This is a genomic window from Dendronalium phyllosphericum CENA369 (genome assembly GCF_016056275.1).
GTDB lineage: Bacteria > Cyanobacteriota > Cyanobacteriia > Cyanobacteriales > Nostocaceae > Dendronalium > Dendronalium phyllosphericum.
In genome coordinates, this window is record NZ_JAECZA010000237.1 from 19291 (window position 1) to 43595 (window position 24305).

General features: G+C 41.3%; 25 protein-coding genes and 1 pseudogene. 18 read left to right on the plus strand and 8 right to left on the minus strand.

Features of this window, described 5'->3' with window-relative positions:
- Positions 1 to 5 precede the first annotated feature (5 nt).
- Both I8752_RS27760 and rimM read left to right on the plus strand, forming a co-directional pair.
- Positions 6 to 1289, plus strand: coding sequence for a valine--pyruvate transaminase (locus I8752_RS27760; protein WP_214435449.1), 1284 nt, complete (start codon positions 6 to 8; stop codon positions 1287 to 1289).
- A gap of 189 nt (positions 1290 to 1478) precedes the next feature.
- Positions 1479 to 2042 (plus strand): ribosome maturation factor RimM, encoded by a 564-nt coding sequence (rimM, locus tag I8752_RS27765; RefSeq protein ID WP_214435450.1) that lies wholly within the window; start codon positions 1479 to 1481, stop codon positions 2040 to 2042.
- Between the two features lie 2 nt (positions 2043 to 2044).
- On the opposite strand, the gene I8752_RS27770 is transcribed toward rimM, so the two are convergent.
- The 4 genes from I8752_RS27770 to I8752_RS27785 form a co-directional block, all read right to left on the minus strand.
- Positions 2045 to 3064: a serine/threonine protein kinase gene (locus tag I8752_RS27770; RefSeq protein WP_214435451.1), complete on the minus strand. Its 1020-nt coding sequence runs from the start codon at positions 3062 to 3064 to the stop codon at positions 2045 to 2047.
- Between the two features lie 422 nt (positions 3065 to 3486).
- Positions 3487 to 4380, minus strand: a complete 894-nt coding sequence (locus I8752_RS27775; RefSeq protein ID WP_214435452.1) for an alpha/beta fold hydrolase — start codon at positions 4378 to 4380, stop codon at positions 3487 to 3489.
- Between the two features lie 285 nt (positions 4381 to 4665).
- Positions 4666 to 5358 carry a (2Fe-2S) ferredoxin domain-containing protein gene (locus tag I8752_RS27780; protein ID WP_214435453.1) on the minus strand — a complete coding sequence of 231 codons (693 nt, stop codon included), beginning with the start codon at positions 5356 to 5358 and terminating at the stop codon, positions 4666 to 4668.
- 69 nt (positions 5359 to 5427) lie between these two features.
- Positions 5428 to 5685, minus strand: a complete 258-nt coding sequence (locus tag I8752_RS27785; protein ID WP_214435454.1) for an Asr1405/Asl0597 family protein — start codon at positions 5683 to 5685, stop codon at positions 5428 to 5430.
- A 696-nt stretch (positions 5686 to 6381) separates the two neighbouring features.
- Here I8752_RS27785 and I8752_RS27790 point away from each other — a divergent pair.
- From I8752_RS27790 to I8752_RS27825, 8 genes are all read left to right on the plus strand, one after another.
- Positions 6382 to 6936, plus strand: coding sequence for a DNA starvation/stress protection protein DpsA (locus I8752_RS27790; protein WP_214435455.1), 555 nt, complete (start codon positions 6382 to 6384; stop codon positions 6934 to 6936).
- A 602-nt stretch (positions 6937 to 7538) separates the two neighbouring features.
- Complete coding sequence (gene carB, locus I8752_RS27795) at positions 7539 to 10814, plus strand: carbamoyl-phosphate synthase large subunit (RefSeq protein WP_214435456.1); 3276 nt, start codon at positions 7539 to 7541, stop codon at positions 10812 to 10814.
- 707 nt (positions 10815 to 11521) lie between these two features.
- The gene (locus I8752_RS27800) at positions 11522 to 12478 is read left to right on the plus strand and encodes an RNA polymerase sigma factor, RpoD/SigA family (RefSeq protein ID WP_214435472.1); all 957 of its coding nucleotides are present in this window, start codon (positions 11522 to 11524) and stop codon (positions 12476 to 12478) included.
- 232 nt (positions 12479 to 12710) lie between these two features.
- Positions 12711 to 13055, plus strand: coding sequence for a DUF760 domain-containing protein (locus tag I8752_RS27805; protein WP_214435457.1), 345 nt, complete (start codon positions 12711 to 12713; stop codon positions 13053 to 13055).
- 384 nt (positions 13056 to 13439) lie between these two features.
- A complete protein-coding gene (gene mutT / locus I8752_RS27810) occupies positions 13440 to 13907 on the plus strand; it encodes an 8-oxo-dGTP diphosphatase MutT (protein WP_214435458.1) in 468 nt (155 codons plus the stop codon).
- A gap of 167 nt (positions 13908 to 14074) precedes the next feature.
- Complete coding sequence (locus I8752_RS27815) at positions 14075 to 14533, plus strand: CBS domain-containing protein (protein ID WP_214435459.1); 459 nt, start codon at positions 14075 to 14077, stop codon at positions 14531 to 14533.
- A 63-nt stretch (positions 14534 to 14596) separates the two neighbouring features.
- On the plus strand, positions 14597 to 15262 hold the full coding sequence (gene nblB / locus I8752_RS27820; RefSeq protein WP_214435460.1) for a phycobilisome degradation protein NblB: 666 nt from the start codon (positions 14597 to 14599) through the stop codon (positions 15260 to 15262).
- Positions 15263 to 15959: 697 nt separating this feature from the next.
- Positions 15960 to 16700: an LEVG family PEP-CTERM protein gene (locus tag I8752_RS27825; RefSeq protein WP_214435461.1), complete on the plus strand. Its 741-nt coding sequence runs from the start codon at positions 15960 to 15962 to the stop codon at positions 16698 to 16700.
- Positions 16701 to 16901: 201 nt separating this feature from the next.
- Here I8752_RS27825 and I8752_RS27830 read toward each other — a convergent pair whose 3' ends face one another.
- The 3 genes from I8752_RS27830 to rpaB all read right to left on the minus strand — a co-directional run bounded on the left by I8752_RS27830 (position 16902) and on the right by rpaB (position 18969).
- On the minus strand, positions 16902 to 17420 hold the full coding sequence (locus I8752_RS27830; RefSeq protein ID WP_214435462.1) for a DUF456 domain-containing protein: 519 nt from the start codon (positions 17418 to 17420) through the stop codon (positions 16902 to 16904).
- 31 nt (positions 17421 to 17451) lie between these two features.
- Positions 17452 to 18093, minus strand: coding sequence for a cofactor assembly of complex C subunit B (locus tag I8752_RS27835; protein ID WP_214435463.1), 642 nt, complete (start codon positions 18091 to 18093; stop codon positions 17452 to 17454).
- Positions 18094 to 18240: 147 nt separating this feature from the next.
- Positions 18241 to 18969 (minus strand): response regulator transcription factor RpaB, encoded by a 729-nt coding sequence (gene rpaB / locus I8752_RS27840; protein WP_038087821.1) that lies wholly within the window; start codon positions 18967 to 18969, stop codon positions 18241 to 18243.
- Positions 18970 to 19140: 171 nt separating this feature from the next.
- On the opposite strand from rpaB, the gene radA reads away from it, so the two are divergent.
- From radA to I8752_RS27855, 3 genes are all read left to right on the plus strand, one after another.
- Complete coding sequence (gene radA / locus I8752_RS27845; protein WP_214435464.1) at positions 19141 to 20703, plus strand: DNA repair protein RadA; 1563 nt, start codon at positions 19141 to 19143, stop codon at positions 20701 to 20703.
- Between the two features lie 33 nt (positions 20704 to 20736).
- On the plus strand, positions 20737 to 21489 hold the full coding sequence (locus I8752_RS27850) for a Uma2 family endonuclease (RefSeq protein ID WP_214435465.1): 753 nt from the start codon (positions 20737 to 20739) through the stop codon (positions 21487 to 21489).
- 202 nt (positions 21490 to 21691) lie between these two features.
- Entirely contained in the window at positions 21692 to 22048 is a 357-nt protein-coding gene (locus tag I8752_RS27855) for a hypothetical protein (RefSeq protein WP_404827126.1), read from the plus strand.
- Between the two features lie 35 nt (positions 22049 to 22083).
- Here I8752_RS27855 and I8752_RS27860 read toward each other — a convergent pair whose 3' ends face one another.
- Positions 22084 to 22365, minus strand: coding sequence for a hypothetical protein (locus I8752_RS27860; protein WP_214435466.1), 282 nt, complete (start codon positions 22363 to 22365; stop codon positions 22084 to 22086).
- 126 nt (positions 22366 to 22491) lie between these two features.
- Here I8752_RS27860 and I8752_RS27865 point away from each other — a divergent pair.
- The 5 genes and pseudogenes from I8752_RS27865 to I8752_RS27885 all read left to right on the plus strand — a co-directional run.
- A pseudogene (locus I8752_RS27865) lies at positions 22492 to 22710 on the plus strand (protein kinase); the annotation flags it as partial.
- Positions 22711 to 22920: 210 nt separating this feature from the next.
- Positions 22921 to 23172, plus strand: a complete 252-nt coding sequence (locus I8752_RS27870) for a DUF2283 domain-containing protein (RefSeq protein WP_214435467.1) — start codon at positions 22921 to 22923, stop codon at positions 23170 to 23172.
- 39 nt (positions 23173 to 23211) lie between these two features.
- Positions 23212 to 23433 (plus strand): hypothetical protein, encoded by a 222-nt coding sequence (locus tag I8752_RS27875; RefSeq protein ID WP_214435468.1) that lies wholly within the window; start codon positions 23212 to 23214, stop codon positions 23431 to 23433.
- Between the two features lie 3 nt (positions 23434 to 23436).
- Positions 23437 to 23769 (plus strand): type II toxin-antitoxin system PemK/MazF family toxin, encoded by a 333-nt coding sequence (locus I8752_RS27880; RefSeq protein ID WP_214435469.1) that lies wholly within the window; start codon positions 23437 to 23439, stop codon positions 23767 to 23769.
- On the plus strand, positions 23769 to 24008 hold the full coding sequence (locus tag I8752_RS27885; protein ID WP_214435470.1) for a DUF2283 domain-containing protein: 240 nt from the start codon (positions 23769 to 23771) through the stop codon (positions 24006 to 24008). Before I8752_RS27880 ends, I8752_RS27885 begins: the two co-directional genes overlap by 1 nt.
- Positions 24009 to 24305: the final 297 nt, after the last annotated feature.

The following is a 24305-nucleotide window of genomic DNA, read 5'->3' on the forward strand; positions in this document are numbered from 1 at the left end:
CGCTTATGAACCCTGCCCTAACGAAAATTGCTGCTCAAATGTCCAACCTAACTGGTGTGCGAGCAATTATGAAGGACATTATCGAAACATTGCAATCTAATAAGGGGCAGGAATTAATTAATTTAAGTGCGGGTAACCCTTTGATTTTGTCAGAAGTAGAGCAGTTATGGCGGGATTGTACGGCAGATTTGCTAGCTAGTTCAGAATATGGTGAGGTAGTTTGTCGTTACGGGTCGAGTCAGGGTTATGCACCATTTATTGAAGCGATCGCCAACGACTTTAACAAACGCTATGGCTTAAAATTAACTGAGCGTAACATCCTGATCACTCCTGGCAGTCAAACCCTTTATTTTTACGCTGCCAATTGTTTTGGCGGCTATACCAGTAGCGGCCAACTCAAGCAAATTGTGTTGCCTCTCAGTCCAGACTACACTGGTTATGGCGGTGTATGTTTGGTTCCAGAAGCTTTAATTGCCTACAAACCATCTCTGGATATTGATGCATCTGCCCATAGATTTAAATATCGTCCCGACTTCAGTCAACTATCAATTACAGATGATACTGGCTGCGTCATCTTCTCTCGTCCCTGTAACCCTACAGGCAATGTCCTCACTGATGATGAGGTGAAAAAAATTGCTGACCTAGCCGCGCCTTACGATGTGCCAGTTTTGATTGATTCAGCTTATGCGCCTCCCTTCCCCGCTTTAAATTTCACTGACATGTCACTCATATTTGGGGAAAACATTCTCCATTGTACGAGCTTGTCTAAAGCAGGATTACCAGGCGAACGAATTGGTATTGCTATTGGCAATGAAAAGCTGATTCAAGTTTTAGAGTCGTTCCAGACAAATGCCAATCTGCATTCCTCACGCTATGGGCAAGCGATCGCGGCTCGTGCTATAAATTCTGGGGCACTTGTGCAAATTGCCGAACAAGTGATTCGTCCCTTTTACCAGAATAAATTCGCCGTTCTGGAAAATACCTTAAATGAGGCAATGCCCAATAACTTACCTTGGTTCCTCCATCGTGGTGAAGGCGCAATTTTTGCTTGGTTATGGCTACAGGATCTACCAATCACTGACTGGGAGTTGTACCAGGAACTCAAGCAAGTGGGTGTAATTGTTGTCCCTGGCAGTACCTTTTTCCCCGGTTTGCAGGAAGAGTGGCAACACAAGCATCAATGTGTACGCATTAGCCTCACCGGCAGCGATGAGGAAATCGTCACTGGTATGCAACGTTTGGCAAAAGTGGCCGAACAAGTTTATCAGCGTGCGGCAGTGAGTGCGTAGGAAGTGCTGAGTGCTGAGTGCTGAGTGCTGAGTTGGGAATGGGGAAGGCAGGGACAAGGAGACAAACAATAATTCCTGGCTTCTGACAACTGACTCTTGTACAGACGCGATTAATCGCGTCTCTACTACTAACCACTGTACAGACAAGAATTAATCGCATCTCTACTACTGACCACTGACAACTAACCAATGACAAATCCCGATGAATGGCTTGAAATAGGTAAAATTGTTGCGCCTCAAGGCTTGTCTGGGGAATTACGGGTATACCCGGAATCAGACTTTCCTGAAAGATTTGAAGTGCCGGGAAAACGTTGGTTATTGCGTCCGGGCCAGACAGAACCGCAACCTATAGAATTGTTGGCAGGACGTTACCTGGATGGCAAAAACCTGTATGTTATCAAATTAGCTGGTGTAGAAAATCGCAACCAAGCAGAAGAATTGCGCGGTTGTAAATTGATGGTATCAGAAAGCGATCGCCCCCAATTGGGTGAAGATGAATATCACATCCTAGATTTGCTTGGTTTGGAAGTCTTTATGCAAGCCTCTGGGGAACTCGTCGGTGTGGTGGTAGATGTGGTTCCCGCTGGGAACGATTTACTGGAAGTTGAGTTACACCAAGCATTTGCTAGTAAAACAGGAAAACAAAAAACGGTTTTGATTCCTTTTGTGAAAGCGATCGCACCTGTGGTAGACTTACAAACTCGTCGGATTGAAATTACTCCACCGTCTGGGTTATTGGAAATCAACAATTAAATTTAGAGATTACAACTTTGACATTGGCTTTGCTCTAACTGCTGCGCTACACCACCCTGCTGCGAAAGTATCAAAGTTGTTGCTGCCACTGCAAACATCCCAATCATAGCTAGTACGAACATGGTAGTTTGCTTTCTAAATTTTATTGCAGTCATTAAAATTTCTATCGCTGTGGCATTACCCGTAACCTCGATAGGCTTAACTGCTTCTAAAGCTATGGCTGCATTGGCATAGCGATATTTCCAGTGAGGTTGCACCATTGTCATCAACCATGACTTAAAACGTGGATTAATTTGCGGAACTAATTTCTGGAAATTAAAGCGATAGTTATCATCCACTAATTTGCGAATATCAACAGAACGAGTGTCAGCGAGCAAGCAAATCACTGTTGCCCCTAAACTATATAAGTCTGAAGCTTCGCTAAGAGAATGCCCCAACTGTTCTTCTGGTGGCATGAAACCTGGTGTGCCTGCTACCAAGCTACTAAAAGCCATTTTCACACCTTTTATCTGAGCCAAACCAAAATCAACTAAATAAGCATTGAGTTGCTCGTCAACCAAAATATTTTCTGGTTTAATATCGCAATGGATAATTGGCTCAACTTGCTGTTGGAGATAAACCAAAATTTCCAAGATTGACAGAGCTATTTGCTTGATTTCTTGGGGATTAAAATTGCATTGTGATGCTAAGGAAGGAGCGTTTTTATACTCCTGCACTAGATAAAAACTTGTTGGCGCTTCAAAAGAACCTACATAGCGAGGAATGCGCGGATGATTCAGTCGTTGCAAGATTTCTATTTCGCGTTCGTGGGCTTTTAAACCTAACCAGTCAATATTTGCGTCTGCAAAACTGAACTCTTTAATCGCTACCTGTTGAGTGGAGTTGCAGACATTAGCTAGGTAAGTAACACGTCCTCCTTCCTGGTTGCGTCCGAGTTCTCGAATAACTTCATAGCCTTGCTCAGAAAAATCTGGATGCTCATTTAAGGGAATTGCCCCTTTCTTACGCAGATCAAGCTCCATACACACCACCTGAGTTTGATTTTGTCAAGGTGCAATAAAAAAATTCAGAGGTAATTACCCAGATTGCTAGGTATATTTCTACTCTTTTGAATCAACAAGGGTGTAAAAGAGTAATTTGCTTTTTCATTTAGCTCGTGTGACCAAGCCCTGTTGAGGCGGGGTGTGGGGTGTGGGGTGTAGGGGAAGAGATAGCCCCAACCACCCTTGGGTACAAGCCCCCAACCAATGCCATCTTCACTACACCCAACACCCTGCCCCCAACACCCTATTCTTGACACCCTTATAAGCTGTTCCACATAAAAATTGCACATTGACCAGAGGCGGAGCTTTCCTTGCTCCGCTCGATTAGACTGTTGACCGTTGACAGTCAACGACCACCACGAGTGGTTATGCTTTTTTAGCGTGCATTAGCTTATTCCTAGTCAATGTTGACCTAGCCAATCGATAATCTGGGCGTTAACAACGTCTGGAACTTCATCGTGGGGACAATGACCAGCGTTAGGAATGGGAACAATTTGGATGTCTTTACCATTCTTATTTGCCTGCTCGTAAATCTTAGCCCCCGCTATTGGTGTCCAGGGATCGGCAGCACCCCAAATGATTAACAATGGACGTTCGATTTTGGGTAATAGTTCCGCTGGTGTAGGGCCAGGGGGTGCTGTCAAGATAGATGCAAAGACTTGCTGCGCTCCCGGATCGCAAGCGGGAGTGTAAAGTAAATCGACTAATTCGTCAGTTACAGCGGCGCGATCGCAATAAACTTGGTAGAGAGTCCGGCGAATTTGGGCTTTTTGGCGGATGCGGTTAAACACTAATTTGCCTGTAATTGGCGATCGCACTACTCTGTTAAAAGCTGCCATGACAATACGTAGAGGCGGGTTTAGCTCGTGGGGACGATGACTCAACCCACCAGCCGAATTAATTAAAACACCACCAGCAGCAATTTCCGGATGTTCCGCCAGTACTATTAAGCTTAACAATGCGCCGATGGAATTGCCAATCAACACCGCAGGTTCTTGGATGTGTGTTGCCCAAAAATCTTTCAGCAGTTCCACCCATACTTCGACACTGTAATTAATTGGCGCTTTCTCAGAACCACCAAAGCCCAAAAGATCCAAAGCAAAAACTTTGTAGCCAGCATTTGCTAAAACCGGAATATTTTTTCGCCAATGTCCGATAGAAGCACCAAAACCGTGAACTAGTAACAAAGGTCGTCCTGTACCCATGACGGTATACTGAATTTTGTAACCCTGCCAAGTCCACACAAATTTTTCAAAAGTAGCTATAGTTGCTTGCTGCTGTGTAGTTCCAGTCATTATTAAGATTCATAAAGTCTTGTTTTATATAGTAATATCCTCTGACCTCAAACAATTGAGAGATTTTGGTATTAAACTAAAGCGCATTTAATTTTCAGAAATACTTCTAGTGGTTATTGACAGTCAACTTTGGTCAATGTGCGCTTTAAAAGCGTAAAAGCTTCCTTGTGAATTTGATTCTTGAATTCTGCCGTATTTAGCAATTTCAAAAAAAAATAGACCTTTTGCTGAAATTGGCAATAGGTCTATAAAGTAGAGTTATCGGAAGAATAAAAATATTTATTATTAAAATTTCTCATTAATTGAGATTCGGCTAGCAGCGTCAGCTAACCTCGGTATAGATATTTCTACTTGAATAGGATTTTCTGGAAGTTGCTCCAAACCTTTGTCAGCAAAATGCTTGTCCATAATTTCGGGCACTTGTGCAGCGCCAATACGGCTGTAGCGGGTTTTATCTGGCATAACTATATTAGGGCCAGCTTTGCAGTTTTTCATGCAACCAATACCTTTGATAGTAACTTGGTCTTCTAAACCGCGATCGCTTAAACTAGCCTCCAAAGCCTGACAAACTGCTTTACCACCGCGTTTCATACAATCAGACTTTTGACATACCAAAATCGTCGCTTTAGTTTTGGCTGGTTTTGCTTTAACGTTATCAACTGCTGGCGGTTCCAGGACGGGGGTAGTTGTCGCAACTCTTTCCATTTCGCTACGCGCTGCCATCACACGTTCGGCTTTGAATGTGACTTCGCCCTTTTTCAAGTCATGCTTTTTTTGACCAACAACTTGTAACCAAGTACCTGGTGGCAACTTCCAATCAAAATTAGCTCTTAAATGTTTAGCGAGTTTAACGTAGCATTCACCTTCAGAAGTTCCTAATAAAAGCCCTTTAAGCTTATAACCATCTTTAATAACAAAATCAATAAATCTGCCTTCAAGGCAAAACTCTGAGATTTCCGTACTGTAGTATGCACTCATATTGTTTAACCCCTTTTTAACTAAGGTAAGTCCAAGACACGAACTAAAGATGCGCCAAACAACTGCCTATCAAAACAATTCGTCACGACGAAGCCAACTGTGTTCGAGACTCCAAATTAGGTCTTGACGCGAGGCAGTAAATCGTCGCATTACGTACCAAAGTTGAGCTGCTGCTGTAGGATTGCCAATTTCAACTTTTAATGGCTGGTTAGTCTCACACCAACAGGGAATGTCTAACTCCTGTAAGCGCTGATAGACTTGCCAACGGTCTGCCCAATTCACCTCGACAACGTGCTTATTTTCTACTTCTGAACTAAACGATTTCAAGAAACTAGCCCTCAAAGTGCGATTAACTTGCAGTTATTAACTTGCTTTTACTCCCTGATGTTTGGCCTGATTAGGAGTGCAGCTTCTTTTATCCAAGATAACCTAAGTGCAAACAATTCTCAATTAGTTTACCAAAGAATGTGAAAACTTTGCAATAATTTCCTGTTGTTAAATAGATAAGACAGATAAGAGGACAAAGGGATAAGAGAGTAGGCTTCACCTGCGAAAAGGGTAAGCAGCAATGAAATTGGGAAAGCAGTGTAATTAAACAAAGTTCTCTCCTTTCCCGGCAAAATGTAATTATTTATACTGTTTCTTAAATTGCACTTAATTTTTATTAAACAAACAGCCGAGAACGCCAAAAAAAGAGGGGTAATTTATTGAGTGCAAGTTGGCAGTGAATTTAGTATTAACTCCCCAAACGGTTTTCTTTGTCCCTTCCTCTTTTCCCTACGAAGGAAACTTGGCGAACTACATAGATTTACTCGCTTTTTAAGAAAAAATTTTCACAACTAGTGTTAGCCATACATTCAGATTTGGCTGCGAGGTCATCCTACTCAAGAGCAAATTTTGCACTTTTAGCAACAAAAAATTCAAGATTTTATGATATTATTTAGGCTTGCTTTTATTTTTTAAATGTTAATATATAGAGACTAAGCAGTTAAAAACTATAACTGCTAAGAAGCGAGGAGAACAATGTCAGAAATACAAACTGTATTACGAAATTTTGGTCATGTTTATGACAATCCAGTATTACTGGATCGTAGCGTCACAGCTCCAGTTACCGAAGGATTGAATGTTTTATTAGCTAGTTTCCAAGCACTTTATTTACAATACCAAAAGCATCATTTTGTAGTTGAAGGCTCAGAATTTTATCAACTACATCAGTTTTTTAATGAAAGTTACGAAGAAGTGCAGGAACACGCTCATGAAATTGGAGAACGCTTAGATGGACTGGGCGGTGTTCCAGCAGCCACTTTTAGCAAATTAGCAGAGTTAACTTGCTTTGGGCAAGAAGCTGATGACGTATTTTCTTGTCGCCAGATGATCGAAAACGATCTAGGCGCAGAACAAGCCATCATCAACGTTCTTCGCCGTCAAGCCTCTCAGGCAGAGAGTTTGGGCGACCGAGCTACACGCTATCTGTTGGAACAAATTTTGTTAAAAACTGAGGAACGGGCTTTCCATTTGTCTCATTTCCTCGCCAAAGACAGTTTAACCTTGGCGTTTGTCCAACCCGCTCAAAACTAGTACAGTCATAATCTAGATTGCTCTATTCTAGACTGAAAATTTGACAGCATTAGGTCTTAAAAAAATATAAAGAATGACAGAGAGTAGTACAAACTCTCTGTCATTTTAATTTAAATATACATGATAACATAATATGTAATACAAAATACTAATGTTTATTAAAAATAATTGGCAATTAGGTTATTAGTAAGTATTTTTATTTAAGCAATTTTGTTCGTAGTTAATAGTTGATGATGTTCAACTAAAGAAATTCACAATCATTCTAAAAATTATTTGTTTAAATGAAAAATATTGCAAAATAATCAAATATTATTTCTTGATAATTTTTTAAACTTGAACATCTAAAAAAGAAGAGACAATGAGATAATTAAACAAGGTGATGCTTAAATTGATTATTTTGTCAAGAGCCAATAGGCACAAAGCAGAAGGTAGAAGTTAAGAGTTTTCATTTTCCTACCTTACCCTTATATCCCTTGTCTCCTTTGTCCCTTGCCTGCTGCTTTCTTATCAAACTGAGAAAACTTCATAATAAACAACATAACTAGGGGAAAAGAACCTTAAAATAATCAGGATTTGTATTCTCCTACCCCATCCCAACGATTATGCCCCGCCGTCAAGACCTCCGAAAGATACTATTGTTAGGATCTGGCCCCATTGTCATCGGCCAAGCCTGTGAGTTTGACTACTCTGGTACGCAAGCTTGTAAAGCGCTGCGAGAAGAAGGTTATGAGGTGGTATTAGTTAACTCTAATCCAGCGACAATAATGACCGATCCAGAAACAGCCGATCGCACTTATATTGAACCGCTGACACCAGATTTAGTCGAAAAAGTAATCGCCAAAGAACGCCCCGATGCCCTGCTGCCAACAATGGGGGGACAAACTGCCCTCAATATCGCTGTCGCCCTAGCGAAAAATGGTGTCTTAGAACGGTACAACGTTGAGTTAATCGGCGCGAAGTTACCAGCAATTGAGAAAGCTGAAGACCGAAAACTGTTTAATGATGCCATGGCCAAGATTGGGGTAGATGTATGTCCCAGTGGTACTGCTTCAACTTTAGAAGAAGCTAAAGCGATCGCTCGCCAAATTGGCACTTATCCTTTAATTATTCGCCCTGCTTTTACAATGGGCGGTACTGGCGGGGGTATAGCTTACAACCAAGAAGAATTTGAAGAAATGGCACAAGTAGGTATAGATGCCAGTCCCGTTTCGCAAATTCTGATCGACCAGTCTCTACTCGGCTGGAAAGAATACGAATTAGAAGTCATGCGCGACTTAGCAGATAACGTCGTGATTATCTGTTCCATCGAAAACCTCGACCCGATGGGCATTCATACTGGTGACTCAATTACTGTTGCTCCCGCTCAAACCCTCACCGATAAAGAATATCAGCGGTTGCGGGATATGGCGATTAAAATCATCCGCGAGATTGGCGTAGAAACTGGCGGTTCTAATATCCAGTTTGCCGTTAATCCCGTGAATGGCGATGTCATAGTGATTGAGATGAATCCCCGTGTTTCCCGCAGTTCGGCTTTAGCTTCTAAAGCTACGGGTTTCCCCATCGCTAAAATGGCGGCCAAGCTAGCTGTCGGCTACACCTTAGATGAAATTAAAAATGACATCACCAAGAAAACACCCGCATCCTTTGAGCCGACAATTGACTATGTAGTAACCAAAATTCCCCGCTTCGCCTTTGAAAAGTTCCCAGGTTCGGAACCAGTGCTGACAACACAAATGAAGTCGGTAGGAGAAGCAATGGCCATTGGGCGGACATTTAACGAATCCTTTCAAAAAGCATTGCGTTCTTTGGAAACCGGACGCGCCGGCTGGGGATGCGACAAAGCCGAAAAATTACCCAGCGGCGAACAAATTCGCGCCTTACTACGGACACCAAATCCCGATCGCATCTTTGCTGTGCGTCATGCTTTACTACTAGGGATAACTAATGAGGAAATCTATGAACTGACAGGGATTGACCCGTGGTTTTTAGATAAAATGCAGCAACTGCTAGAGGTAGAAAAATTCCTCAAACGCACGCCTTTAAAGCAATTGACAAAAGAACAATTTTATGCAGTGAAACAAAATGGATTTAGCGATCGCCAAATTGCTTTTGCCACCAAAACCAGCGAAGACGAAGTTCGCAGCTACCGCCAACAGCTAGGAGTCATCCCAGTTTATAAAACTGTGGACACCTGCGCCGCCGAGTTTGAAGCGTTTACTCCTTATTATTACTCCACCTACGAAGAAGAAACAGAAGTTTTACCAACCACCAAACCCAAAGTGATGATTTTGGGTGGCGGCCCCAACCGCATTGGGCAAGGAATTGAATTTGACTATTGTTGTTGTCACGCCGCCTATGCCTTGAAGGGTGCAGGATTTGAAACAATTATGGTCAACTCAAATCCAGAGACCGTCTCAACCGATTATGACACCAGCGATCGCCTTTACTTTGAGCCGCTAACCAAAGAAGATGTCCTCAACATCATCGAAGCTGAAAATCCTGTAGGAGTTATTATTCAGTTCGGCGGACAAACACCATTAAAATTAGCCGTTCCTCTCCAGCAGTATTTGCAGGGATTGGGGACTGGGGATAGTTCTCAATCCCAAATCCCCAAAATTTGGGGCACATCGCCCGATTCGATCGACACAGCAGAAGACAGAGAGCGATTTGAAAAGATTCTCAAACAGTTGAATATTGCCCAACCGCCAAATGGTACAGCTCGGAGTTACGAAGATGCGCTGATTGTCGCCCAACGCATTGGCTACCCCGTAGTAGTACGTCCTAGTTATGTATTGGGGGGACGGGCAATGGAAATCGTCTACTCTGATGCGGAACTGGAACGCTACATGACTTTTGCGGTGCAGGTGGAACCAGAACATCCGATTTTGATTGACAAGTTTTTAGAAAACGCCATTGAAGTCGATGTTGATGCGATCGCCGACAGCACCGGACGAGTTGTAATTGGTGGCATCATGGAACACATCGAACAAGCGGGAATTCACTCAGGAGATTCAGCTTGTACTTTGCCCTCAATTTCTCTACCACCAGCAGTCCTCAATCAAATTCGCACCTGGACAGTGCAACTAGCACAGTCGCTTTCAGTTGTGGGGTTAATGAATATTCAGTTTGCTGTTGTCGGCGCTCAAACTTATTCTCCCCAAGTTTACATCTTAGAAGCCAACCCCCGCGCCTCGCGCACAGTGCCCTTTGTTTCTAAAGCCACGGGCGTACCTTTGGCGAAACTAGCATCTTTAATCATGTCCGGTAAAACTTTAGAAGAGCTAAACTTCACCGAGGAAGTCATCCCATCGCACATTGCCGTTAAAGAAGCGGTGCTCCCCTTTAATAAATTCCCTGGAACTGATACACTATTAGGCCCAGAGATGCGCTCCACTGGTGAAGTAATGGGAATCGACAGTGACTTTGGACGTGCCTTTGCCAAAGCAGAACTCGGAGCAGGAGAGCGTTTACCTCTGAAAGGAACAGTGTTTGTGTCGATGAGCGATCGCGACAAAACAGCTTCAGTTTCCGTAGTTAGGGAATTTATCGAGCTAGGCTTTACTGTCATGGCTACACATGGCACGCGCCAAGTTCTTCAAGAGCAGGGTTTAGATATTGAGTTGGTACTGAAACTCCATGAAGGTCGTCCGCATGTCCTAGATGCCATCAAAAATCAAAAAATCCAACTCATCATCAATACGCCCTCCGGGGAAGAAGCCCAGACTGATGCTAGATTAATTCGCCGTACAGCTTTAGCTTATAAAATTCCCATTATTACCACCATTGCTGGAGCAAAAGCCACTGTCGCCGCCATCCGTTCTTTGCAAAATACCACTTTGGACGTAAAAGTTATCCAAGATTACTGTTTGAACCGTTAGTAACGCTTTTGGCGATCGGGGATGAGTCAGAGGGGTCAGTTGTCGTAGTCGTACAGACGCGATTAATCGCGTCTGTACAAGAGTCAGTTATTATTCTCCCCCCTGCTCCTCCATTTCCCCCTGCTTTCTTAATCTGCATTAAGCAGTATTTACAAGGAAAATTAAGCAATTATTATAAAAGTATAATTATTGTTTCTATTGAGATATTTTAACAAATATGAGTAAGTTATTTTTCTGCGTACAAAGATTTATATAAGTCAGCTGAGAAATAATTTTGAAGGAGATGGCGATTTCAACCTTGTTTTTGACTTGAGTATTTCACGCTCATTGCTCCTGTTAACTTGATTTGAGCCTCATGGTAAATCTGAACTTCTCCAAAAAATCTACGTGTATGAACTCAAACAATCAATAAAATCCGGGCTAGCAAATCTTTCAAATTTTCTCATAAATGTTACAATTCTTAATTAATGATTAAATACAAAAAATGTCAATCTTATTACCTTTTATCTAACCCTAGATACTTGTGAAATCTGAGAAATAACTGTAACTTCTAGCAGTTAAGGCCCTTATTCGATGGATACGAGCAACCGAATCAATTATCGGGCGCGTAAATTGCCAACCATAAAGCCAACTGGGTAGCACCCTTAAAGAATATCTATAAGTTAATGACCCTAACTAAAAATCCATCATTACCAATGAGTAGCGCCATGAAGACCGCTCCAACAGCCACAGACCTCGTGCGGACTTACCTGCGTGAGATTGGCCGCGTGCCACTGTTAACTCACGAGGAGGAAATTTGTTATGGCAAACAGGTGCAACGTTCAACCACCTTATATGATGTGAGGGAAGAGCTTGCTACCCAGTTGGGTCGTCAACCAACAATAGAAGAGTGGGCAAAGGCGACAAAGCTAGAAATCTTAGAGTTAAACGAAGCGATCGCAGAAGGTGAAATTGCCAAACGCAAGATGGTAGAAGCCAACTTGCGACTAGTGGTATCCGTTGCCAAAAAATATATTAAGCGCAACGTCGATTTACTCGACTTAATCCAAGAAGGCAGCATTGGGATGCAACGGGGCGTAGAAAAGTTTGACCCCACCAAAGGATACAGATTTTCTACTTATGCTTATTGGTGGATTCGTCAGGCAATTACACGGGCGATCGCAGAAAAAGCTCGTACTATTCGCTTACCTATTCATATCACTGAGAAGCTAAATAAGATTAAAAAGGCTCAACGCCACTTATCTCAAAGGCTGGGACGCGCTCCCACAGCTTCCGAGCTAGCTCAAGAACTAGAATTAACTCCCAAGCAAGTGCGAGAATATCTCGAAAAGGCGCGGTTGCCTTTGTCCTTAGATTTACGGTTGGGGGATAACTACGACACCGAACTAGGAGAAATGCTGGAAGATCCAGGCGCTTCTCCAGAAGAATTTGTGATGCAATCTTCCCTGTCTAATGATTTAGAGCGCCTGATGGAAGAACTTACCGCCCAGCAGCGGGAAGTAATTACATTACGCTTTGGGTTAACCGACGGGCAAGCCCTAACTCTAGCCAGAATTGGCGAAATTCTGAATATCAGCCGCGAACGAGTGCGACAAATAGAGCGCGAAGCTTTAACCAAACTTCGTAAGTCGAAAGCCAGTATAGATGAATACTTGGCGAGCTAGTAATCGGTCAGTAGTAGAGACGCGATTAATTGCGTCTCTACTACTGAACAAATAAGGGAAGAAAATACGCTGCTTTTGGTACGGTTACAACGACTTCCAAGTAAGAATTAACTTGTTACATTATTTGACAGGAACACCTGATATTTAGTTAAGTCAAATAAATAACAGGTCTTAATTATTTAATTTACAAATACTTTACTTTATTTAGTAGTTGTAGTACTGGAGGTACAACGTGAGTAACTCTTCCAATCGAGTATCAGAATTTTTTAATAGCGAGTCGGAAACTGAAAACTTGCTGTGGCAATATGTTAAAGCCTTAAGTCCAGATACAGTTACCCAGCTATCTAAACCTACTTCTACCGAAGTCTTTCAAGTAATGGAGCGCAACATTGTAGGATTGTTGGGCAATCTGCCTTCAGAACACTTTGGTGTTACAGTTACAACCAGTCGAGAAAGCCTTGGTCGGTTACTTGCCTCGGCTATGATTAGCGGTTATTTCTTGCGAAATGCCGAACAGAGAATGAACTTTGAGATGGCTTTGCAAGGAACCGAAACAATTGACAGTGAAGCTGAATAGTAATTTGAAATTTTTGTCTCGTGATAGTTTCGAGAAGAAAATCGAAAATTAGTTTCATGCAGAACCGCGATCGCTCACCTTCCCTTCAGCTAAATCCATAGCGATGCGTTAGCGATAACTATTATAACACTGTCATAACACGCTAACGCCGCTTGAGTTTTATATTATTGCCAGTTTATTAACTAAATGCACATGAAATGTTTGGTAAAATATAGGTATTAATTACATCCATCGCTGTTTTAGATTGCATATGTTGGTGGGTGGATAAACTAAAAGTAAGTTGTATTTTCGATCGATAAACTTAAACTCGGCAGATACTTCAGCTAACCTGCCGATTTTTGCTGTCAGTCAAGACTAAATAGAATCCTGTAAGCCTTATAAACAATGAGTGAAACCAGTGCTGTGCCACCCCATAAAATAATTGGTGTTGCCGTAATTTGGAATGACCAAGAGCAAATTTTAATCGATCGCCGCCGTCCAGAAGGTGTAATGGGTGGTTTATGGGAATTTCCTGGTGGCAAAATTGAGCCTGGTGAAACAGTACAAGAGTGCATTAAAAGAGAAATTTATGAAGAACTAGGAATAGAGATTGAAGTCAGAGAACATCTAATTACCATTGACCACACCTATACCCATTTACGCGTGACGCTGACAGTACATCAATGTCGCCTACTTACAGGCATTCCCCAACCTCTAGAGTGTGATGAGATTCGCTGGGTAAACCTAGATGAACTCGAAGAGTTTGCTTTTCCTCAAGCAAATATTCAAATTATTGCTGCTTTAAAGAAAAGCAAGAGAAGCAAAACAGCAGGGAAAGCAGAGGAGATAAAACTCCTAACTACTGACAACTAATTCTTGTACAGACGCGCGCGATTAATCCCTCTTGTACAGACGCGATTAATCGCGTCTCTACGATAACTGACAACTGGCTAATCCCGTAACAATGTATTAACTGAATCAGGTTAAGACCTGCAATTTTCTACAATAATTCCAGAGACTTTGATTGATTTAGCAAGCAAATGCCTAAAACCGTTGCTGAGGTGATGAGCCACAACCCAATTGTTGTTCGGGCTGAAACTCCACTAAACGAAGCCGTCCAAATTATTGCTGAACGTCGTATCAGTGGGCTACCCGTTGTAGATGATGCTGGTAAGTTAGTGGGCATTATTTCGGAGACAGACTTGATGTGGCAAGAAACTGGTGTGACTCCTCCGGCTTACATTATGTTTCTTGATAGCGTCATCTATTTACAAAATCCTGCTACCTACGAACGCGACCTACACAAAGCACTGGGGCAAACTGTTGGAGAGGTAATGAGCAAAAACCCCATCACTATTTCTCCTGACAAAACTGTAAAAGAAGCAGCTCAACTCATGCACGATCGCAATGTTCACCGTTTACCCGTACTTGACAGCGCGGGTCAAGTTATTGGCATCCTGACCCGTGGCGATATTATTCGGGCAATGGCTGCTAGTTAGTTGCTAGTGACTAGTGACTATGTGGCTATTTTTTAAAAAACTTTTGAAAATTAGGATAACTAAATGAGTATTACTGCTGAGTCTGTGAGGCAATTGCTTAGTTCAGAGGATTTAGGCGAACGCTTGCGTGCAGTTAATCAAATCCGCGAACTAGAACCAACAATCGCTTTTGAACTGATTCAAATTGCTATTGGTGATAGCAATTCCAGAGTTCGATACTCAGCTGTCAGCCAGTTGGATACACTCGGAACACAGAATCTAGATTTATCGTTGGAGATATTGCGCGATCGCTTGCTTAATGACCCCGAAGCTGATGTCCAAGCAGCAGCCGCAGATTGTTTGGGTGCTTTGAAATTACATACTGCTTTTGAAGACTTAGAACGGCTTTACCAAACCACCAATGAGTGGCTAGTACAATTCAGTATTATCGCTACCTTAGGAGAATTTGGCGATCCGCGAGCTTTTGAACTACTCAAACAAGCACTTTCCTCAGAGAATGAGTTGGTACAAACTGCGGCTATTAGTTCGCTGGGTGAGTTAGGAAATATAGAGGCAATTCCCTTGTTAACTCCATACGCCACGAATCCAGATTGGCAAATCCGTTACAGAATTGTGCAAGCTTTAACTCGTTTGGGTGGTGCAGAAGCCAAATCTGTATTAGAAACTTTGACAAATGATGAAGTAGAACCAGTCGCAACTGAAGCTCAAAAATCTTTGCAGTCAGTTTGAGTTTGTGTTTTCACGAGACTTTGTAATTAAAATTACTCCATAGTTATCGTCTCGGTCAAAGTTGAAATACCTCAACAATGCTGTAAACTAGCCCATCTTGAAATATTGCATACTCACAAAAACCTCTCCACAGTAGGAGAGGTTTTTTGTTTTAACGGTTGCAAGTAGCTGATACCAATTCACCAAAATCTTGATACACATGCAAGAACTTGTAGAGGCGTTCGCTCTTAGCGTTCCCGAAGGGTACGACCGTTCGCCCTTACTTACACTTTTAGATACCCTTAAATTTCTCCTTAAAAATGGGTAAAAAAAGTTATAAACCCTGCTTTTTAAGCAAGGTTGGGGGTTATTTAAAAGATAAAAACGTTAACTGAACCGTATTGCTATAAATTCATCATTACTTCAAATTTTTATATAAAAAAATGTTGATTTTTTAGTAAAGTCTAGCTAAATACTGAGACAAAAGTATTTTTATCATAAGTACTAATATTTATCAATGTAATATTTATATATTCATAATAAGTAATTATTTGTAAAGGGTTTATATAAGTATATTCACTAGTAAAGATCGTGTGAATAAAATATCTTGGCAGATGACACTTAAGTAGATATCCAAATAACATGGCGAATGTACCGATCGAGCATATACAAAAAATTTCTCGGCTAAACATTAGCAATCAAAAATTTGGAGAGACTAATGAAAAAGTTCACCATGTTAGCAACTACATTTGTAGCATCTACCCTAAGTTTAAGCTTCGTTAATAATATTTCTCAGGCTGAAGCTGCTTCTTTAGTTCCTCAACAAGAAGGGGAAATTGCACTAACAAACGTTGCTTGTTTTACAGGAAATTGTATTTCTACAGCACCCCTTGGCTACACTATTAGTAGTGAAGTTTATAGTCCAAATTACAAACCAAGTTTGTTATTTAGCGATAAAAGCTCAACTGTAAACAACTACTCTAATCAATCGAATCCTGGTATTGTAATTAAATTTACAACACCCGATGCAGGAACAAACCCAACTGCAATCGAAAATTGGTTCCGTCCAGTAGCAATTAAACCTAATGGGAATGTTGTTGAAAATGGACAATTGGAAGTTGGTCAATTCAAGTTTAACTTTGCTCAAACAATCTCAGAATTAGAATTATCATTCTTTGATATAGAACAAAGTGGTACTGCTATTCTGAATGTGAATGGTGTTGCTGTTAATCAAGGAATTCTTGCAGCGTCTGATAGCAATATCAAGAAAGTGAAGCTAACAAATGTAGATTCGTTTGTGATTAGACTTGGCAGTATTGGTGGTAACTTTAAGTACGGTGATGGCGTTCTTTTAAAAGCCAGCACACCGGAACCAGCAAGCACCCTCAGTCTAGGTGCTTTGGTGTTGGGGAGTATGTTTGGCTTGCGGAAAAGCAAAAAATCTTCACCAGCAGCCTAATGATGGGATTGAGTAGATAGAGTTAGCGAAAACACACTTAATTTATAAAACAATATTTCCTGAACTTTTTGCGTAATTTCCTGAACTTTTGCTGAGTAGGTATATTACATAATCCTAGTTTTACAAGTTAGCTGTGAATCGCTTGATGACAATAAACTCATATCTACTCAATTTTATTTTTTTGGCTAAATTCTCTAAGTTTTAACCACTAAATACTTGAGGCCAAGTTGTCAATAGAAAAACTACAACTGCGGCGATCGCTAAGACTCCCTGAATCAAATTTCCAATCAACGTTCCTACCACAATGCCTACACCAGCTTTAACTGCTAACCATAAGTCACGTCGGTAAATATATTCACCAATAATTGCTCCCAACAAAGGTCCAAATAAAATTCCTAGCAGCGGCCCTCCAACAGGTAAAGTTGGCAATAATCCAAAAAAACCTAATAGTAAACCCACAACTGCACCAATTTGTCCCCATTTACTAGCACCTGCTTGTTTTGCTCCTAGGTAGCCAGCTAAAAAATCAACTCCTACACTGAGAAGTAAAACAATAATTGTAACGATAAGTGGTATTTTAATAGCTGCAAAGGAACTACTAACTATTCCCCAAATAATAATGGCAATTAAAATTAAACTTGTACCGGGAATGGCAGGAACTACAGCACCAATGATACCTACAACCATTAAGACAACTAATAACCAATAAATAATTTGCATAATTCGTAATTCGTAATTTATAACTCCTAACTTATAACTGTTGCATAGTAACTGCTAATTTATCTGCAATTCCGGCTATCCAGTTTTCATCTTGTTTGGTGTAACTACGAGGAGCATTTGCTCCTAAAATTAAAATACCTCGATCGGCAATAGGTTGACAAATTACACCTTGAGTATTTTCTGGTAAATAATCAAATTCAACTCTTCCAGGGTAGACATTCAAAGCAACTAAATAAACTGGTTGTTGTTTTTCTAGTACTCGTTTTAAGATTGGCCCTGGTACTACTTCAGATTTAGGAGCCAGAATGCCGCGACGCAACAAAATTTTACCTTGATAGAAAACTACCAGCGATCGCGTAACTGTATTAGTTAATAATAGATGCGATGCCCAAGCTAATTCTGTTTTCACGGCTTCTGGTAAATCTGGTGCTAAGAAAAAACCTTCTTCCCCAATTAGTTCCACAGAATCAGGCGATTGCGGCTGTACTTGCTGCCAAATTAAACCAGTCAAAATCAATACTGCACTCAAAATTACACCTAGTACATCTCCACGCGATTGTGACTCTGTTAGTTCTGGTGTTAACAAACGGTTAATTAGCAAAAGTACAGCACCTAATCCGCCGACGACAAGTGGTAGACGGCGTAAAACTCGATTGGGATCGGGTTTAGTCATTAGTCAGTTGTCGGTTATTAGTTGTCGTAGAGACGCGATTAATCGCGTCTGTACAAGAGTTAGTTGTCAGTTGTAAAGAGTGCTGAGTTAGGAGTGAAGAGTTATTCTCCCTCATCTCCCTCATCCCCCTCATCTCCCTCATCCCCCTCACTCTTCTCCGGGTTCAATAATTCGTTGGAACAGATAGCCAGTACCTCGTGCAGTCAGGATCAATTCTGGGTTACTGGGATCGTCTTCTAACTTTGCTCGTAAACGGGAAATATGCACATCTACCACACGAGTATCTACATGGCGTTCTGGCGTGTAACCCCATACCTCCTGTAAAATTTCCGAACGAGAAAAAGCTTCTCCAGAGCGACTCACTAGCAACTCTAGGAGGCTAAATTCCATTCCCGTCAGTCGAATACGCTCGTCGCCTTTGTAGACTTGCCGTTTGTTCGTATCAATTTTGATATTCCCAACGTGGATTACACCAGAACTAGGAATACCAGAAGCACCGGTTTTATCTACTCGCCGCAACACCGAGCGAATCCGAGCTTCTAACTCTTTAGGCGAGAATGGTTTAACTACATAGTCATCAGCACCCAATTCTAAACCAGTGATGCGATCGGCCACGTCCCCTAAGGCTGTTAGCATAATAATAGGGACATCCGATTCCTTACGTAATTCTTGACACACACCGTAGCCATCTAGCTTTGGCATCATTACATCCAAAACTACTAGGTCAGGATCGGCTTTGCGAAAAGTATCCAAAGCTTCTTCACCGTCGCCAGCCGTTACTACATCGTAGCCAATCATGGAAAGGCGCGTTTCCAAAATCCGGCGAATGCTGGCTTCGTCGTCTACCACCAGGATTTTTTCTTTATGACTTTCCAAGTTTCTCAACGCTCCTTAACTAAAATTTTTCATGATTAATTTTTAATACCATAATATTAAGATATCATTCCATCATTTGATTGGGAAAAAGCTCCAACTATTACTATTCATGGATTTTAGTTTTGACCTAAAAATTAAGTAAAAATTAAGAATATTTAACAAGTTTTAAGAATGGCAAAACCTAAAACCTTTTTCACTTGTAACGAATGTGGGGCAGAATCTTCCCAGTGGTTTGGCAAGTGTCCAAATTGTGACACTTACGATTCTTTAGTAGAGCAGACTCCCAGCCCTTATTTAGCAGATATACCCAGCCGAGGTGGAGTCGGTAATTGGCACGCCACTCAGAATAATGGTAAGTCTACGGCAAAACCAGCAAAACCAGCAAAACCACGTGCGTCTTTAACATTTGAGCAAATTAGCGATCGCCAAATTGCACGTTGGGAATCTGGTTATGAAGAACTGGATAGAGTACTAGGTGGTGGGGTTGTTCCTGGTTCGATGGTTTTAATTGGTGGCGATCCAGGAATTGGTAAATCGACCTTACTGCTGCAAGTATCCAATCAACTGGCGCAGAGATACCGTATTCTCTATGTAACTGGAGAAGAATCAGGACAACAGGTAAAATTGAGAGCTTCTCGTTTGGGAGTATCAAAAACCCTAGAAATACTTAGTGATGAGAATGGGAACGTAGCAGTAGAAACTAGTAATGAAAATGGCACAGCAATAAAAACTTCTGAAACAGAAGAACAAGAACATCTAGATGCAGATTTGTATGTCTTGCCGGAAACAGATTTAGAGGAGATTTTAAAGGAAATAGATTCCCTCAGACCAAATCTGGCAGTTATTGATAGTATTCAAACTGTGTTCTTTCCAGCACTCACCTCCGCACCTGGTTCTGTAGCCCAAGTTAGGGAATGTACGGCGGCGTTGATGAAAGTGGCCAAGCATGAAGACATCACTATGTTAATTGTGGGACACGTCACCAAAGAAGGAGCGATCGCCGGGCCGAAAGTTTTAGAACACTTAGTTGATACAGTACTGTATTTTGAAGGCGATCGCTTCGCCTCTCATCGCTTATTACGAACTGTCAAAAATCGCTTTGGCGCGACTCACGAAATCGGCATCTTTGAAATGGTGCAAAACGGATTGCGAGAAGTCCCCAATCCTAGCGAATTATTTCTCGGTAATCGTGACGATCCCGCCCCAGGTACGGCGATTGTCGTTGCTTGCGAAGGTACTCGCCCGATTGTCGTTGAGTTGCAAGCCCTTGTTAGTCCCACTAGCTACCCTTCCCCCCGCCGTGCCGGTACTGGTATAGATTATAACCGCTTAGTGCAAATTCTGGCGGTGTTAGAAAAACGGGTAGGGATTCCCATGTCAAAATTAGATTCCTACGTCGCTTCCGCTGGCGGGTTGAACGTCGAAGAACCAGCAGTAGATTTAGGTATAGCCATTGCTATCGTTGCTAGTTTCCGCGATCGCATCGTCGATCCAGGTACGGTATTGATTGGAGAAGTTGGGTTAGGCGGACAAGTGCGATCGGTTTCGCAGATGGAATTGCGGTTGAAAGAAGCAGCTAAATTAGGGTTTAAGAGAGCGATCGTTCCCAAAGGACAAAAATTCCCCGATTTTGGCATTGAGATTTTACCAGTTGCCAAAGTAATAGATGCAATTATCGCCGCCATCCCGCATCACACATTAGAAGACAGCGATTTAGATCCAGACGAGGAGTAACCTCACCCTCCCACCGACAGAGGAAAAATAGCCATGACAGCCATTGTCACTCAAGACTACCAAATTACTTGGGAAAAACTACCCGATGATTACAAACTGCCAGACGATCCAGTGGACAACATCAACCAACCAGCCCTAGCAGCCGCGCTCACAGAAAGTTTAGAACTTGCCGGAAAAATTCCAGCCAACGCCCTCACGCCGACTAACTACGGTATCTGCGCTACATTGAATGGCAGAATTGTCGTTAAAGCTCCAGATTGGGCGTATATTCCCAAAATCAGCGTTGATAGAAAAGAAGTAATACGCAGTTATACACCCCGGCTACAGGGAGACATCCCCATAGTAGTGATGGAATTTATTTCTGATACTGATGGTACAGAGTATTCCGTCAAACCGACATATCCGCCAGGAAAATGGTTTTTCTACGAACGTGTCTTAAAAGTGCCAAACTACATCATTTTTGAACCAAATAGCAGCAGTTTCGAGATGTATCGCTTACATAAAACAGAACAATACATATTGCAAGAACCTGATGAAAATAAATGCTATTGGATAGCAGAAATGAATCTGTATCTTGGGGTATGGCAAGGTACACGTGAAAACCGCACAGGAAATTGGTTGCGGTGGTGGGACGAACAAGGAAACCTACTACTCTGGGGCACAGAATTAGTCGAACAGGAAAAACAACGTGCCGAACAAGAAAAACAACGTGCCGAACAGGAAAAACAACGTGCTGAACGACTAGCAGCACAACTGAGAGCAGCAGGAATTGAACCGGAAGATTAGACTGATTGCAAATAATTTAGTGTTGCTAGATGAGCTAACAATTAGTTCATCTAGCATTTTTTTTAGCCGGATTAAATCTTAAATAATCCCAAGCAATTCTGTTAATTAGTGTTACTAACATTACTGGAATTAAGGATAATTATTAATAATAATTTTTGAAATACCAATTGACAAGTATAAAATTATACTTTATTATCAAAATATGAGAAAGGCGATCGCCCAATCCCGGAAAGATGAATGCGATCGCCCTTATCTGGCCCCTTTATCAGAGACAATTATTATCATGGCACAACAAGAAGATTCAGCCCAGTCAAAGTTAGAACAGTTCTTAGGTGAATATTTAGATACACCTACCATCAAACAATCGACTGAAAGGCCATTTCCTCAGAGAAAAACGATTAAGCATATATTGATTGGTTCTGAAAAAGCCGTTATTAGTACAATTCACTATTTACAAGTAATTGGCTACGCCAGCGTCGGAGATTGGAGTCTGTTAGTACCAACTGGCAACCCAGATGAGGTAATGAGTATTTTAATCCGGCAAATTTTAATGCAATAAACCAGATGTAGAGACGTTGCGTTACAACGTCTCTATTAATTTCTGTCTATTCCCATGTCCCTATTTTCTGGCTCGTTGGATTCTCGTGCTTCATTAGCAATCATTCCATTGATGTAGGTAACAATTATCACTAATTCACCAATTGCTTCTAACTCAGCCTCTTCTTCTGGTGTCAGAGAATCAGCTGTTTTTTTATCAACAAGTTCTTGCATCCGATCTGACAATTCGTCTGTAATTTTAAACAGATTAATATTATTGACTTTTTTAAGTTGAATACCTTTTTCTAGCCAGGATGATGGTTTAACGAATGATGTCATAGGTTTGTGGCGATTGAATACACTGCTTATTTTAGGCTGATCGGGATTGGCTAAAATCTGCTTTGCCAAAAACAGATATTTATGGTGTGCCAAAATAAAATATCAGTAAAACTACGGTCTTGACCAATGGCGTGGAATCCAGGGCAGTATTTGTTTGGTGGGCGCTACATAATTGAGAGAAAATTAGGCGAAGGTGGAGTTGGTATTACCTATCTCGCGAAAAATCGCCGCGGCGAGTTGCGAGTCATCAAAACCCTCAGAGAACAAATCCTCAACGATCCTGCCTGGATACCGCATCAAAGTAGACTCAAGCGAGACTTTAAAGACGAAGCATTACGCCTAGCATATAGCTGAAGTAGAAGAAGCCATCCGCAGTAGTTCCTGGGGAGAAGCTGAAGAAAATCGTTTACAATGCCACAAAGACTTTCCCTTTGGTCAAGAATGGAATAGTAAGGTTTACGCTACAAAACGAATACGCCCAATCTTCATTGAAAAAGCCACAGAAATTGTAGTTATAACTGTTTACACTTATTACTTCTAAAAAGAGATATTCTTATGAAAATTAGCTATGATGCCGAAGTCGATGCTCTGAGTATCACTTTCCGCGAAACAACTGTAACAACACAACATTTAGCTGAAGGAATCGCAGCTGATTACGATACAGAAGGAAAATTAGCTGGTATTGAGATATTAGATGCTGTCAAGCGGTTTGGTGGACAAGAAACTCTCCGTCAAGTAATTATTGAAGGAATTGGTTTGTCAGTCATTAGTGAAGATATGATAAGCGTAAAAAAAACAACAGCCTGATATAAAAATTAACCAAGACTGACAAACATTAAAAATAACATGAAAGCATACGAATTTCCAGCAAACGTTACCACTGAAGGCAAAATAGAATTACCAGATGTAATTTGGCAACAGTTAGCAAATAATCAGCAGGTAAAAGTAATTATTCTCGTCAATGAACCCACAGAAGAAGAACAAGAAGAAGCTGCTTGGCAGCGTCTTGCAGCCGATCAATTATTAAAAGGTTACAGCGAAGATGATGCCATATACGACACGATTTAAGCAATGCAAAATTATCAGTCTGGCTCAATTATTTTACTCAAATTGCCTTTTTCTGATGCAGTAACATTCAAACTTCGTCCGGTATTATTACTTTTAGATACAGGAGATAATGATGTTATTGTGGCGCGGATTACCAGTCAAATAACTCAAACTGCTTTTGATGTTGAAATTATCGAATGGCAGCAAGTAGGTTTAATGCGTCCGTCGGTAGTTAGATTGCATAAGATAAACACAGTAGAAAAGCGTCTATTAGAACGTCAATTAGGAACTTTACAACCAAATGATTGGGAAAAAGTGCGTCAGCAGATCCAGCAAATATGGTCTTTCATTGAATAATGAAAATTACCTACGACCCAAGATACAACATAGCTTATATCTATCTCCAAGAAAAAACCGCACAAGTAGAAACAATTCAAGTCAGCCAAGAAATGAATGTAGATATTGCTCTTGATGGCACAATTTATGGAATTGAATTGCTCAATGCTAACCAGCAATTAGGTGCTGATGAACAGGGTAAGTTAATCGTAGTCAATGAAGCATTAGGAGAATCTGCCGAAATTAAGCTTTTACTATAGTGTCAAGCTAGACATTAGTAAAGATGTGACAAGCTGATTACCAGTCAAATAACTCAAACTGCTTTTGAAGTCGAAATTTTACGATATGCAGCTTAATTTTGTTGTAACTATAAAAACTTGCTAATTATCAGCCTGGGTGCGCGCCATATAATAGAATCGCGATCGCCGTACGATTTAGAATAGACCTCTTGCAAAAGTCCTAGATGCGTGAGACAAGTAGGATAGAGTTGGGTAGCATCTATGACCTACGAACAGGTAAAGAGTCTGAAATCAGAAGACTTTAAACGCTTGTGTCTG